The sequence below is a fragment of the Actinoplanes sp. NPDC004185 genome (assembly GCF_053603475.1).
The window spans coordinates 67,386-80,994 of record NZ_JBSGFR010000012.1; the positions used below are offsets into that span (position 1 = coordinate 67,386).

Consider the following 13,609-nt stretch of genomic DNA (forward strand, 5'->3'; position numbering starts at 1 on the left):
CCGTCGGGATCGGGGATGCCGGCGGCCAGTGAAAACACGCCGGACACCCGGCGAGGGTGACCGACCATCCTCCCTCAAGAGCAAGAGCAGCTCTGAGGCAGAACAGCCGGACACCCTGCGCGGACGCAACCTGACTAGTATGCCGTATCGATCGCGGCAATGCTAATCGGGGTCACCATTGAGGCGGAGGCCTCAATCAGACGTTGATCTTCGTGACCGTGCCGGCGCCGACGGTGCGGCCACCCTCACGGATCGCGAACTTCAGGCCCTGCTCCATGGCGATCGGCTGGATCAGCTTGACCGACATCGAGGTGGAGTCGCCCGGCATGACCATCTCGGTGCCCTCGGGCAGCGTGACGACGCCGGTGACGTCCGTGGTGCGGAAGTAGAACTGCGGGCGGTAGTTCTGGAAGAACGGCGTGTGGCGGCCGCCCTCCTCCTTCGAGAGGATGTAGACCTGGCCCTCGAACTCCGTGTGCGGAGTGCTGGAGCCCGGCTTCACCACGACCATGCCGCGCTCGACGTCCTCGCGCTTGATACCACGCAGCAGGAGGCCGACGTTCTCACCCGCGCGGGCCTCGTCGAGCAGCTTGCGGAACATCTCGATGCCGGTGCAAACGGTCTTGGTCGACTTCTCGCGGATACCCACGATCTCGACCTCCTCGTTCGGCTTGAGGATGCCGCGCTCGGCCCGGCCGGTGACGACCGTACCGCGACCGGTGATCGTGAAGACGTCCTCGATCGGCATGAGGAACGGCTTGTCGGTGTCGCGCTCGGGCTGCGGGATCGCGGTGTCGACCGCGTTCATCAGCTCGAGCAGCTTGCCGGTCCACTCCGCGTCGCCCTCGAGCGCCTTGAGCGCCGAGACGCGCACGACCGGAAGGTCGTCGCCCGGGAACTCGTAGGTGCTGAGCAGCTCGCGGACCTCGAGCTCGACGAGCTCCAGGAGCTCCTCGTCGTCCACCATGTCGCTCTTGTTCAGGGCGACGACGATGTACGGCACGCCGACCTGGCGGGCCAGGAGCACGTGCTCCTTGGTCTGCGGCATCGGGCCGTCGGTCGCGGCGACCACCAGGATCGCGCCGTCCATCTGGGCGGCACCGGTGATCATGTTCTTGATGTAGTCGGCGTGGCCGGGGCAGTCCACGTGCGCGTAGTGCCGCGACGCGGTCTGGTACTCGACGTGCGCGATCGAGATCGTGATGCCGCGGGCCTTCTCCTCCGGCGCCTTGTCAATCTCGTCGAACGGCGTGTAGGGGTTGAGGTCCGGGTACTCGTCGTGCAGGACCTTCGTGATGGCCGCAGTCAGCGTCGTCTTACCGTGGTCGATGTGACCAATGGTGCCGATGTTGACGTGCGGCTTAGTCCGCTCGAACTTCGCCTTCGCCACTGGTGTCCTCCTGGACTGTGTCTTTTCTTCTCGTCCGGCACGCCGATGAGGCGATCAGGACTCTGTCGAATGCTCGTGCACGTGCGGTCCTCGACGGACCGCACGTGCCTCATCAGGCTCGGAAGCTTACGCGCCCGTGGCCTTCGCGATGATCTCCTTCGCCACGCTCTGAGGAACCTCGGCGTAGGAGTCGAACTGCATGCTGTAGCTCGCCCGGCCCTGGGTCTTCGACCGGAGGTCGCCGACGTAGCCGAACATCTCCGAGAGCGGCACCAGAGCCTTGATGACGCGAGCGCCGGAGCGCTCCTCCATCGACTGGATGATGCCACGGCGGGAGTTGAGGTCACCGATGACGTCACCCATGTTGTCCTCAGGGGTGGTGACCTCAACGGACATCATCGGCTCGAGGAGCGCGGGGTCGGCCTTGCGGGCCGCCTCCTTCATCACGATCGAGCCGGCGATCTTGAATGCCATTTCCGACGAGTCGACCTCGTGGAACTGACCGTCCACCAGGGTCAGCTTGACGCCGACCATCGGGTAGCCGGCGAGGACGCCGTACTGCAGCGAGTCCTGCGCGCCCGCGTCCACCGAAGGGATGTACTCCTTGGGGATACGGCCACCGGACACCGCGTTGACGAACTCGTACGTCGGGCCGTCCGCCGCGAGCGGCAGGGGCTCGACGGTGACGACGACCTTCGCGTACTGGCCCGAGCCACCGGTCTGCTTCTTGTGCACGTACGTGAGCTTCTCCACGGTGCCGCGGATCGTCTCGCGGTACGCCACCTGCGGCTTACCGATGTTCGCCTCGACGTTGAACTCGCGGCGCATACGGTCCACGAGGATGTCGAGGTGCAGCTCGCCCATGCCGGCGATGACGGTCTGCCCGGTCTCCTCGTCGTTGAAGACGCGGAAGGTCGGGTCCTCCTCGGCCAGGCGCTGGATGGCGACACCCAGCTTCTCCTGGTCGGACTTGGTCTTGGGCTCGATGGCGACCTGGATGACCGGCTCCGGGAACGTCATCGACTCCAGGATGACCGGGTGCGCCGGGTCGCTGAGCGTGTCGCCCGTGGTGGTCTGCTTGAGACCCTGCACGGCGATGATGTCGCCGGCCCACGCCGTCGGACGCTCTTCACGCTTGTTGGCGTGCATCTGGTAGATCTTGCCGATCCGCTCCTTGCGGTCCTTGGTGGAGTTGACCACCTGGGAACCGGACTCGAGCGTGCCGGAGTAGACCCGGACGTAGGTCAGCTTGCCGAGGTGCTTGTCCGTCTGGATCTTGAACGCGAGACCGGAGAACGGCTCGTCGTTCGACGGGCGGCGCACGATCGGGGTCTCACCGTCGGTCGCGGTGCCGTCGATGGCCGGGACGTCCAGCGGCGACGGCAGGTAGTCCACGACGGCGTCGAGCATGGGCTGAACGCCCTTGTTCTTGAACGCCGAACCGCAGAGCACCGGGTTCGCCTTGCTGGCGATCGTGGCGCGCCGGATGGCGGCCTTGATCTCGTCCTGGGAGACCTCTTCGCCCTCGAGGTACTTCTCCATGACGGAGTCGTCCACGTCGGCCAGCGTCTCGATCAGCTTCTCGCGCCACTCGGTCGCGGAGTCCAGCAGGTCGGCCGGGATCTCCTCGATCGCGTAGTCCTCACCCTTCTGGGTCTCCCCGCGCCAGGTGAAGGCCTTCATGGTGATCAGGTCGACCACGCCGATGTGCTCGCTCTCGAGCCCGATCGGGATCTGCAGGACGAGCGGGGTGGCGTTGAGCCGGTCGATCATCATCTGCACGCAGCGGAAGAAGTCGGCGCCGGTCCGGTCGAGCTTGTTGACGAAGCACATCCGGGGGACGTGGTACTTGTCCGCCTGCCGCCAGACGTTCTCCGTCTGCGGCTCCACGCCGGCGACACCGTCGTAGACCGCGACGGCACCGTCGAGCACCCGCAGCGACCGCTCGACCTCGACCGTGAAGTCGACGTGGCCGGGCGTGTCGATGATCTGGATCGTGTAGCCCTTCCACTCGCACTTCGTGGCGGCGGAAGTGATGGTGATGCCGCGTTCCTGTTCCTGTTCCATCCAGTCCATGACGGCCGCGCCCTCGTGGACTTCACCGATCTTGTACGTGATACCGGTGTAGAACAGGATCCGCTCGGTCGTCGTGGTCTTACCAGCGTCGATGTGCGCCATGATGCCGATGTTGCGTACCTTGGCGAGCGCGTCTGCGGCAGCCACTTCAATCCCTACTTTTCTTCGTCGTCGTCTCTGCAGGACCGGTACGACTGAACTGCGACGGCCCGGCGGGAACCGGGCCGGCAGCGGGTCTTACCAGCGGTAGTGCGCGAAGGCCTTGTTGGACTCCGCCATCTTGTGGGTGTCCTCGCGCCGCTTCACCGCTGCGCCGAGGCCGTTGCTGGCGTCGAGCAGCTCGTTCTGCAGCCGCTCGATCATGGTCTTCTCACGGCGGGCCTTGGAGTACTGGACCAGCCAGCGCAGACCGAGGGTGGTCTGGCGCGGGGTGCGCACCTCGACCGGCACCTGGTAGGTCGCGCCACCGACACGGCGGCTGCGGACCTCGAGGGTCGGCTTGACGTTGTCCATGGCCCGCTTGAGCGTGACCACGGGGTCGGTGCCGCTCTTCTCACGGCAGCCCTCGAGGGCGCCGTAGACGATGCGCTCGGCGAGCTGACGCTTGCCGCCGACCAGGATCTTGTTCACCAGCTGGGTGACCAGCGGGGAGTTGTAGACCGGGTCCGCAACCAGCGGGTGTTTCGGCGCTGGGCCTTTACGGGGCATGTCAGCTCTTCTCCTTCTTCGCGCCGTAACGGCTGCGGGCCTGCTTGCGGTTGCGGACACCCTGGGTGTCCAGCGAGCCGCGGACGATCTTGTAGCGGACGCCCGGGAGGTCCTTCACACGACCGCCACGCACGAGCACGATCGAGTGCTCCTGCAGGTTGTGGCCGACGCCCGGGATGTACGCCGTCACCTCGATCTGGCTGCTGAGCTTCACACGAGCGACCTTGCGCAGCGCAGAGTTCGGCTTCTTGGGGGTAGTGGTGTACACGCGCGTGCACACGCCGCGCCGCTGAGGGCTTCCCTTCAGCGCCGGCGTCTTGGTCTTGCTCGTCTTCGCCTGGCGGCCCTTTCGGACCAGCTGCTGGATCGTGGGCACCGGGTTTCTCCGCTCCCTTCGGCCGCCCTTCAGCGGCCGCACCGTCTTCGTTCTGCCTTGTGCACCGAGAGATCCCGTTTGGACCTTCGGCACCCGCGGTCGGGCGTGTCGTCCGGCTCACGGTCCCGCCGCGCGCTTGACGCACGCCGCGGGTGTTCTGTCTTTGTCAGGGCTGTAACCCTGTCGTGCCACTGCCCCGTCGGTTACTACAGACTCGGGCGCACGCACGAGTTGCCCGGGCGAGCCCGGGCACGAGGGGAAAGAGTACCCACCGCAGGGACACAGGTCAAAACGAGACTGTTTTGATCGACCGAGTTTCCCCTGATGGACATCTCCAGCTAACAAGTGTACCGGGTGCCTCGACGTGCCGACGCCTCGGTGTCGTATCCGGCGTCACAAGGCTTCACGAGAACTGCAACATCACTACCAACAGCAGCGTCAGCGCCGCAATTCCCAGCCCGGCGACACCGCAGGAGATCCCCGCGGTGGCCACGCCCCGGCCGACGAAGCGGACCTTGCCGTCCTGCCCGGAGCGCTTGATCTGGCGCCGGGCGGCCAGCCCGACACCCACCGCACCCCCGCCGACCAGCACTCCCAGCAGCGCGAACGCGCCCGCCACGACGGCGCCCCAGCCCTCGGACTGGCCGAGCAGGCCGAAGCAGAGCACCAGGGTGGAGATCATGATCGCGCCGATGCCGGCGATCAGCGAACCGGTGGCCAGGCCGGACGTGATCGGCACCACCCGCAGCTGGACCAGGGCGAACTCGGTGCCGGCGACCGGGTCCACGCGTTCCGGGGTCCACGCCTCGCTCGGCTTGGGCAGCAGCACCGGCGCGGGCGGGCCGGCCATCGACACCGGCTGCCCGGCCGGTGGCCACGAACCTGGTTGCTGCGTCACCGGACCGTCCCTCTCGCCGCGTACCCCTGGATCTTCGAGCATGTCACCCGAACGTGGTCCGGCGCAGCCCTGGGGCCGCTACCGGGCGCTCAGTCGGTGTTGGAGTCGAAGTCCTGGCCGCCGGCCGGGCCGGCCAGGTGCAGCAGTCCGGCGATCGACGCGACGACCAGCGCGGTCAGCGCCAGCACGATCCCGACCCAGGCCAGGCGCTCCCCGCGGCGGACCCAGGCGGCCCCGAGGAGGTAGCCGCCGGCGGCGTAGGCCTGGCGCCGGACCTGCCGGGCCAGGATCAGGGCGACCGTGGCGGGAATCACGCCGCCGACCAGGGCCCCGGTCAGCAACGCCACGACCCCCAGCGCGAAGACCGCCCGGGCCTTGGTCGACGGCGCCGGTTCGGGATCCATCGGGTGCCGGGTGGGTGCGGTCATCGCGGGATACGTCACCCCTTCATCTTAGGAACGCCACAGGGCGGCCGCGCATCCAAGCGCGGCCGCCCTGTGGGTAGTGCGAGAAACCCTTAGCGGTACGACCCGAAGTCGAAGTCGTCCAGCGGCACAGCCTGCCCGCTGGCCGGCCCGAAGCCGTAGTCGGTCTCGGGGTACCCGGTCATCGAGTACACCTTCGCCTTGGCCTCCTCGGTCGGCTCGACCCGGATGTTGCGGTACTTGCTGATGCCCGTACCGGCCGGGATGAGCTTGCCGATGATGACGTTCTCCTTGAGGCCCACCAGCGAGTCGCTGCGCGAGTTGATCGCAGCGTCGGTGAGCACCCGGGTGGTCTCCTGGAAGGAGGCCGCCGAGAGCCAGGAGTCGGTCGCCAGCGAGGCCTTGGTGATACCCATCAGCACCGGACGACCGGCGGCGGGCTCGCCGCCCTCGCCCACGAGCCGGCGGTTCTCCGACTCGAAGAGCGCCCGGTCGACCAGCACGCCCGGCAGGAACTCGGTCGCGCCGGAATCGATGACCGTGACCCGCTTGAGCATCTGGCGGATGATGATCTCGATGTGCTTGTCGTGGATGAGCACACCCTGCGAGCGGTAGACCTCCTGGACCTCACTGGTCAGGTGGACCTGGACCGCGCGCGGGCCCATGATGCGCAGCAGCTCGTGCGGATCGATGGTGCCCTCGGTGAGCTTCTCGCCGACCGCCACGTGGTCGCCGTCGTGGGCCCGCAGCTTGACGCGCTTGGAGATCTTGTCGTACACGATCTCCTCGCTGCCGTCGTCCGGGATCACGATGATCTTCCGCGAGCGCTCGCCGTCCTCGATGCGGATGCGGCCGGGGGTGTCGGCGATGGGCGCCTTGCCCTTCGGCACGCGGGCCTCGAAGATCTCCTGCACACGCGGCAGACCCTGGGTGATGTCCTCACCCGCGACACCACCGGTGTGGAAGGTACGCATCGTCAGCTGCGTACCGGGCTCACCGATGGACTGGGCCGCGATGATGCCGACGGCCTCGCCGATGTCGACCGCCTTGCCGGTCGGCAGCGAACGGCCGTAGCAGGCCGCACACACACCCAGCTTCGACTCACAGGTCAGGACGCTGCGCACCCGGACCGTCTCCACGCCGGCCGCGACCAGCTTGTCGACCATGATCGAGTTGAGGTCGTCGCCGCGCGACACCACCCGGTTGCCCTGGGCGTCGTCGATGTCGTCGGCCAGCGTCCGGGCGTGCACGCCGGTCTCGGCGTGCGTGTGCACGACCAGGGTGCCGTCCGGCTCGCGGTCGCCCACCTGCATCGGGATCGCGCGGTCGGTGCCGCAGTCCTCCTCGCGGATGATGACGTCCTGCGAGACGTCCACCAGACGCCGGGTCAGGTAACCCGAGTCGGCGGTACGCAGCGCGGTGTCGGCCAGACCCTTACGGGCACCGTGCGTGGAGATGAAGTACTCCAGCACGGTCAGACCCTCGCGGTACGACGAGGTGATCGGGCGCGGGATGATCTCGCCCTTGGGGTTGGCCACCAGACCACGGATCGCGGCGATCTGCCGGAGCTGGAGGAGGTTACCGCGGGCGCCGGAGTTGATCATGACCCAGAGCGGGTTCTCCTGCGGCAGCGCCGTCTCCATCTCCTTCGAGATGTCCTTGGTCGCGTTGGTCCAGATGTCGATGAGCTCGCCGCGACGTTCCTCGGCGGTCATCAGACCACGCTGGTACTGCTTGTCGATGCGGTCGGCCTCACCCTGGTAGCGGGCGATGATCTCCGGCTTGCGCGGAGGACCGATGACGTCACCCATACCGATCGTCACACCGGACCAGGTAGCCCAATGGAAGCCGGCCTCCTTGAGCGCGTCCAGGGTCGCCGCCAGGGCGACCTTGGGGAAGCGCTCGGCGAGGTCGTTGACGATCGCGGAGAGCTGACCCTTGCGGATCTCGTAGTTGACGTAGCGGTAGCCCGGCGGCAGCGTCTCGTTGAAGAGCACCCGTCCCAGGGTGGTCTCCACGGTCAGCTTGTCGCCCGACTCCCAGCCCTCCGGACGCTCCCAGGCGGGGGCGCCGGCGCCGTTGTCGACCTCGAGCACCTCGGGCAGGCGGATCTTCACGAGCGCCTGCAGGTGCAGCTCGCCGTTGTCGAACGCCATCCGAGCCTCGGCGTCCGAGCTGAACGTCCGGCCCTCGCCCTTCGCACCCTTGGTGAGGTGGGTCAGGTAGTAGAGGCCGATGACCATGTCCTGGGTGGGCATGGTGACGGGCTTGCCGTCGGCGGGCTTGAGGATGTTGTTCGACGACAGCATCAGGATCCGGGCCTCGGCCTGCGCCTCGGCCGACAGCGGCACGTGCACCGCCATCTGGTCACCGTCGAAGTCGGCGTTGAACGCCGTACAGACGAGCGGGTGGATCTGGATCGCCTTGCCCTCGACCAGCTGCGGCTCGAAGGCCTGGATGCCCAGGCGGTGCAGCGTCGGTGCGCGGTTGAGCAGCACCGGGTGCTCGCTGATGACCTCTTCGAGGACGTCCCACACGACCGCGCGCTGACGCTCGACCATGCGCTTGGCCGACTTGATGTTCTGCGCGTGGTTCAGGTCCACCAGGCGCTTCATCACGAACGGCTTGAACAGCTCCAGCGCCATCTGCTTCGGCAGGCCGCACTGGTGCAGCTTGAGCCGGGGGCCGACGACGATGACGGAACGGCCGGAGTAGTCGACGCGCTTGCCGAGCAGGTTCTGACGGAACCGGCCCTGCTTGCCCTTGAGCATGTCGGACAGCGACTTCAGCGGACGGTTACCCGGGCCGGTGACCGGCCGGCCGCGGCGGCCGTTGTCGAACAGTGCGTCGACGGCCTCCTGCAGCATCCGCTTCTCGTTGTTGACGATGATCTCGGGGGCGCCGAGGTCGATCAGCCGCTTGAGCCGGTTGTTCCGGTTGATCACGCGGCGGTACAGGTCGTTCAGGTCGGACGTGGCGAAGCGGCCACCGTCGAGCTGCACCATCGGGCGCAGGTCCGGCGGGATGACCGGGACGCAGTCCAGCACCATGCCCAGCGGCGAGTTACGGGTGTTCAGGAACGCGGCGACGACCTTGAGCCGCTTGAGCGCACGGATCTTGCGCTGGCCCTTGCCGCTGCGGATGGTCTCGCGCAGCGACTCGGCCTCGGCGTCGAGGTCCATGTTCTCCAGCAGGGCCTTGATCGCCTCGGCACCCATGCCACCGGTGAAGTACTCACCGAAGCGGTCGCGCAGCTCGCGGTAGAGCAGCTCGTCGGTGACCAGCTGCTTGCTGTCGAGCTTGCGGAAGGTGTCGAGCACCTCGTCCAGGCGGTCGATCTCGCGCTGCGCCTTGTCACGGATCTGGCGCATCTCGCGTTCGCCGGCCTCCTTGACCTTGCGGCGCACGTCCGCCTTGGCCCCCTCGGCCTCCAGCTCGGCCAGGTCCTGCTCGAGCTTGGCGGCGCGCTTCTCGATCTCGGAGTCGCGGCTGTTCTCGGACTGCCGCTTCTCGGCGAAGATCTCGTTCTCGATCGTGGACATGTCACGGTGACGCGCTTCGGCGTCGACCGAGGTGACCACGTACGAGGCGAAGTAGATGATCTTCTCGAGATCCTTGGGCGCCAGGTCGAGCAGGTAGCCCAGCCGGCTCGGCACACCCTTGAAGTACCAGATGTGCGTGACCGACGCGGCCAGCTCGATGTGGCCCATGCGCTCACGACGGACCTTGGACCGGGTCACCTCGACGCCGCAGCGCTCACAGATGATGCCCTTGAACCGGACCCGCTTGTACTTGCCGCAGTAGCACTCCCAGTCCCGCTGAGGACCGAAGATCTTCTCGCAGAAGAGTCCGTCCTTCTCGGGCTTGAGCGTGCGGTAGTTGATCGTCTCGGGCTTCTTGACCTCGCCGTGCGACCACTGGCGGATGTCGTCAGCGGTAGCAAGGCCGATACGCAACTCGTCGAAGAAGTTGACGTCGAGCACTTGGACTATCCCTCGTGTTTCGTTGCTCGGATAAATTCCAGGCCGGCGGGGGCGTCCCCGGCGCTCGGCTCACCTCGCAGTGGGCCGGACCGCCGGGGACGCTCTCCGTCAGATCTCTTCGACGCTGCTGACGCCCTCGTTCGGGCGCCGGGACAGGTCGATGCCGAGTTCTTCCGCGGCCCGGAAGACCTCGTCGTCCGTCTCGCGCATCTCCAGGGCAACACCGTCGCTGGAGAGCACCTCGACGTTCAGGCACAGCGACTGGAGCTCCTTGAGAAGCACCTTGAAGGACTCGGGGATTCCCGGCTCCGGGATGTTCTCGCCCTTGACGATCGCCTCGTAGACCTTCACGCGGCCGAGTACGTCGTCGGACTTGATGGTGAGCAGTTCCTGCAGTGCGTAGGCCGCACCGTAGGCCTGCATCGCCCAGCACTCCATCTCACCGAAGCGCTGGCCACCGAACTGCGCCTTACCACCCAGCGGCTGCTGCGTGATCATCGAGTACGGGCCGGTGGACCGCGCGTGGATCTTGTCGTCGACCAGGTGGTTGAGCTTCAGGATGTAGACGTAGCCGACCGAGATCGGGTCCGGCAGTGGTTCACCGGAGCGACCGTCGAAGAGCTGCGCCTTGCCGTCGCCGTTGACCAGCCGCTTACCGTCGCGGTTGACCAGGGTCGACTCCAGCAGGCCCTTGATCTCGTCCTCCTGGGCACCGTCGAAGACCGGGGTCGCCACGTTGCTGTCCTTCGGCGACTCGTGGGCCTCGATGGCACGCAGCTGACGCTTCCAGTCGGCGTCCTCGCCCTCGACCTCCCAGCCCGTCTTGGCGATCCACCCGAGGTGGGTCTCCAGGACCTGGCCGATGTTCATGCGCGAGGGCACACCCAGCGGGTTGAGCACGATGTCGACCGGGGTGCCGTCCTCCAGGAACGGCATGTCCTCGATCGGCAGGATCTTGGAGATGACGCCCTTGTTGCCGTGCCGGCCCGCGAGCTTGTCACCGTCCTGGATCTTGCGCTTCTGGGCGACGTAGACCCGGACCAGCTCGTTCACGCCGGGGGGCAGCTCGTCGCCGTCCTCCCGCGAGAACGTGCGGACACCGATGACCGTGCCGGTCTCGCCGTGCGGCACCTTCAGCGAGGTGTCCCGGACCTCCCGGGCCTTCTCACCGAAGATCGCGCGCAGCAGCCGCTCCTCCGGGGTCAGCTCGGTCTCGCCCTTGGGCGTGACCTTGCCGACCAGGATGTCGCCGGGTACGACCTCGGCACCGATCCGGATGATGCCGCGCTCGTCCAGGTCGGCGAGCATTTCCTCGCTGACGTTGGGGATGTCGCGGGTGATCTCTTCCGGGCCGAGCTTGGTGTCGCGGGCGTCGACCTCGTGCTCCTCGATGTGGATCGAGGTGAGGACGTCCTGCTGCACGAGGCGCTGCGACAGGATGATCGCGTCCTCGTAGTTGTGGCCTTCCCAGCACATGAACGCGACGAGCAGGTTCCGGCCGAGGGCCATCTCCCCTTCGTCGGTGCACGGACCGTCGGCGATGACCTGGCCGGCCTCGACCCGGTCGCCTTCGAAGACGACGGGCTTCTGGTTGACACAGGAGCCGGCGTTGCTGCGACGGAACTTGTGCAGCAGGTAGGTCCGGCGGTGGCCGTCGTCCTGGTGCACCGTCACGTAGTCGGCGCACAGGTCCTCGACCAGACCGCCGACCTCGGCCACGACCACGTCGCCGGCGTCGACCGCGGCACGGTATTCCATGCCCGTGCCGACCAGCGGCGCCTCGGCCTTGACCAGCGGAACGGCCTGACGCTGCATGTTCGCACCCATGAGGGCACGGTTGGCGTCGTCGTGCTCGAGGAACGGGATCATCGCCGTCGCGACCGAGGTCATCTGCCGCGGCGAGACGTCCATGTAGTCGACCTCGGTGCCGGGCACGTAGTCGACCTCACCGCCCTTACGGCGGACCAGGACGCGATCCTGCGCGAAGGTGCCGTCGGACGCCAGCGTCGCGTTGGCCTGCGCCTTGACGAAGCGGTCCTCCTCGTCCGCGGTGAGGTAGTCGACCTGGTCGGTGACCCGGCCGTTCTCCACCTTGCGGTACGGGGTCTCGATGAATCCGAACGGGTTGACCCGCGCGAACGTCGAGAGGGCACCGATCAGGCCGATGTTCGGGCCTTCCGGCGTCTCGATCGGGCACATCCGGCCATAGTGGGACGGGTGCACGTCACGGACCTCGAAGCCCGCCCGCTCACGGGACAGACCACCGGGGCCGAGCGCGCTCAGCCGGCGCCGGTGGGTCAAGCCCGCCAGCGGGTTGGTCTGGTCCATGAACTGCGACAGCTGCGACGTGCCGAAGAACTCCTTGATCGCGGCCACCACGGGGCGGATGTTGATCAGGGTCTGCGGCGTGATCGCCTCGACGTCCTGGGTCGTCATGCGCTCGCGGACGACGCGCTCCATCCGGGACAGGCCCACGCGGACCTGGTTCTGGATGAGCTCGCCCACGGTGCGCAGGCGCCGGTTGCCGAAGTGGTCGATGTCGTCGGCCTCGTAGCCCTCCTCACCGGCGTGCAGCCGGCAGAGGTAGTCCACGGTCTTGACGATGTCTTCCTCGGTCAGCGTGCCCCGGACGATCGGGACGTCGATGTCGAGCTTCTTGTTGAACTTGTACCGGCCGACCTTGGCGACGTCGTACCTCTTCGGGTTGAAGAAGAGGTTGTCGAGCAGGGTCTGCGCGTTCTCACGCGTCGGGGGCTCGCCGGGACGGAGCTTGCGGTAGATGTCGAGCAGGGCCTCGTCCTGCCCGCCAATGTGGTCCTTCTCGAGCGTCGTCATGAGCAGCTCGGACCAGCCGAACCGCTCCCGGATCTGGTCCGCCGACCAACCGATCGCCTTCAGCAGGACGGTGACGGCCTGCCGGCGCTTGCGGTCGATGCGGACACCGACGGTGTCGCGCTTGTCGATGTCGAACTCGAGCCAGGCACCCCGGCTCGGAATGACCTTGACGCTGGAGAGGTCACGGTCGGAGGTCTTGTCCGGCTCCTTCGTGAAGTACACGCCCGGCGAGCGGACGAGCTGACTCACCACGACGCGCTCGGTGCCGTTGATGACGAACGTCCCCTTGGGGGTCATCATCGGGAAGTCACCCATGAACACCGTCTGGCTCTTGATCTCGCCAGTGGTGTTGTTGGTGAACTCCGCGGTCACGAACAGCGGTGCGCAGTAGGTCAGGTCCTTCTCCTTGCACTCCTCGATCGAGGCCTTGACCTCGTCGAAGCGCGGCGCTGAGAAGGACAGCGACATGGTGCCGGAGAAGTCCTCAATGGGACTGATCTCTTCGAGGATCTCTGCGAGGCCCGAGTGGGCATGTGGATCGTCCGTAGAGCGCGTCTGCCAAGCCTCGTTCCCGACCAACCAGTCGAAGGACTCCGTCTGGAGGGCGAGGAGGTTGGGGACTTCGAGTTGCTCGGTGATCCTGCCGAACGAGATACGGCGGGGAGCGTAAGCGCTCGACGTACGACTGGTCTTCGCAGGGCGGGAAGCTGCCAAGATGCGTCCTTCCGAGGACCGGTGCTGCTGATGCGGCTGAGCTGCTGATGCAACTGTCTGCGTCACTTGTGTGCGTGCACTCCAATGAACCCCCAGGAAATCATCCGGATCGATGTTCCTGCAGGGCTCATGACAGAAGGCAGCGCAAACTAGCAGTGTAGCCGCTCGGCTAACCGCTGTCCAGCCCACACCGGAGGGGGCCTG

At 66.9% G+C, this 13,609-nt stretch carries 8 protein-coding genes; all 8 read right to left on the bottom strand.

Going from position 1 to position 13,609, the window contains the following annotated elements; all coding sequences use genetic code 11:
* Nucleotides 1–196 precede the first annotated feature (196 nt).
* The 8 genes from tuf to rpoB all read right to left on the bottom strand — a co-directional run bounded on the left by tuf (nucleotide 197) and on the right by rpoB (nucleotide 13,405).
* Nucleotides 197–1,390, bottom strand: a complete 1,194-nt coding sequence (tuf, locus tag ACWEOZ_RS14630; RefSeq protein ID WP_212987332.1) for an elongation factor Tu — start codon at nucleotides 1,388–1,390, stop codon at nucleotides 197–199.
* A 126-nt stretch (nucleotides 1,391–1,516) separates the two neighbouring features.
* The gene (gene fusA / locus ACWEOZ_RS14635; RefSeq protein WP_451911179.1) at nucleotides 1,517–3,613 is read right to left on the bottom strand and encodes an elongation factor G; all 2,097 of its coding nucleotides are present in this window, start codon (nucleotides 3,611–3,613) and stop codon (nucleotides 1,517–1,519) included.
* Nucleotides 3,614–3,703: 90 nt separating this feature from the next.
* A complete protein-coding gene (rpsG, locus tag ACWEOZ_RS14640; RefSeq protein ID WP_125812313.1) occupies nucleotides 3,704–4,174 on the bottom strand; it encodes a 30S ribosomal protein S7 in 471 nt (156 codons plus the stop codon).
* A gap of 1 nt (nucleotide 4,175) precedes the next feature.
* The gene (gene rpsL, locus ACWEOZ_RS14645) at nucleotides 4,176–4,550 is read right to left on the bottom strand and encodes a 30S ribosomal protein S12 (RefSeq protein ID WP_014440718.1); all 375 of its coding nucleotides are present in this window, start codon (nucleotides 4,548–4,550) and stop codon (nucleotides 4,176–4,178) included.
* 403 nt (nucleotides 4,551–4,953) lie between these two features.
* Complete coding sequence (locus ACWEOZ_RS14650) at nucleotides 4,954–5,448, bottom strand: hypothetical protein (RefSeq protein ID WP_451911180.1); 495 nt, start codon at nucleotides 5,446–5,448, stop codon at nucleotides 4,954–4,956.
* An 89-nt stretch (nucleotides 5,449–5,537) separates the two neighbouring features.
* Complete coding sequence (locus ACWEOZ_RS14655) at nucleotides 5,538–5,852, bottom strand: hypothetical protein (protein WP_451911293.1); 315 nt, start codon at nucleotides 5,850–5,852, stop codon at nucleotides 5,538–5,540.
* Nucleotides 5,853–5,965: 113 nt separating this feature from the next.
* The gene (locus tag ACWEOZ_RS14660; protein WP_451911181.1) at nucleotides 5,966–9,856 is read right to left on the bottom strand and encodes a DNA-directed RNA polymerase subunit beta'; all 3,891 of its coding nucleotides are present in this window, start codon (nucleotides 9,854–9,856) and stop codon (nucleotides 5,966–5,968) included.
* A gap of 108 nt (nucleotides 9,857–9,964) precedes the next feature.
* Nucleotides 9,965–13,405, bottom strand: a complete 3,441-nt coding sequence (gene rpoB, locus ACWEOZ_RS14665) for a DNA-directed RNA polymerase subunit beta (protein ID WP_451911182.1) — start codon at nucleotides 13,403–13,405, stop codon at nucleotides 9,965–9,967.
* Nucleotides 13,406–13,609: the final 204 nt, after the last annotated feature.

Excerpts from the sequence above, each read along its gene's own strand:
- rpsG (WP_125812313.1), bottom strand. The coding sequence starts at position 4,174 with ATGCCCCGTAAAGGCCCAGCGCCGAAACACCCGCTGGTTGCGGACCCG.
- ACWEOZ_RS14655 (WP_451911293.1), bottom strand. The coding sequence starts at position 5,852 with ATGGATCCCGAACCGGCGCCGTCGACCAAGGCCCGGGCGGTCTTCGCG.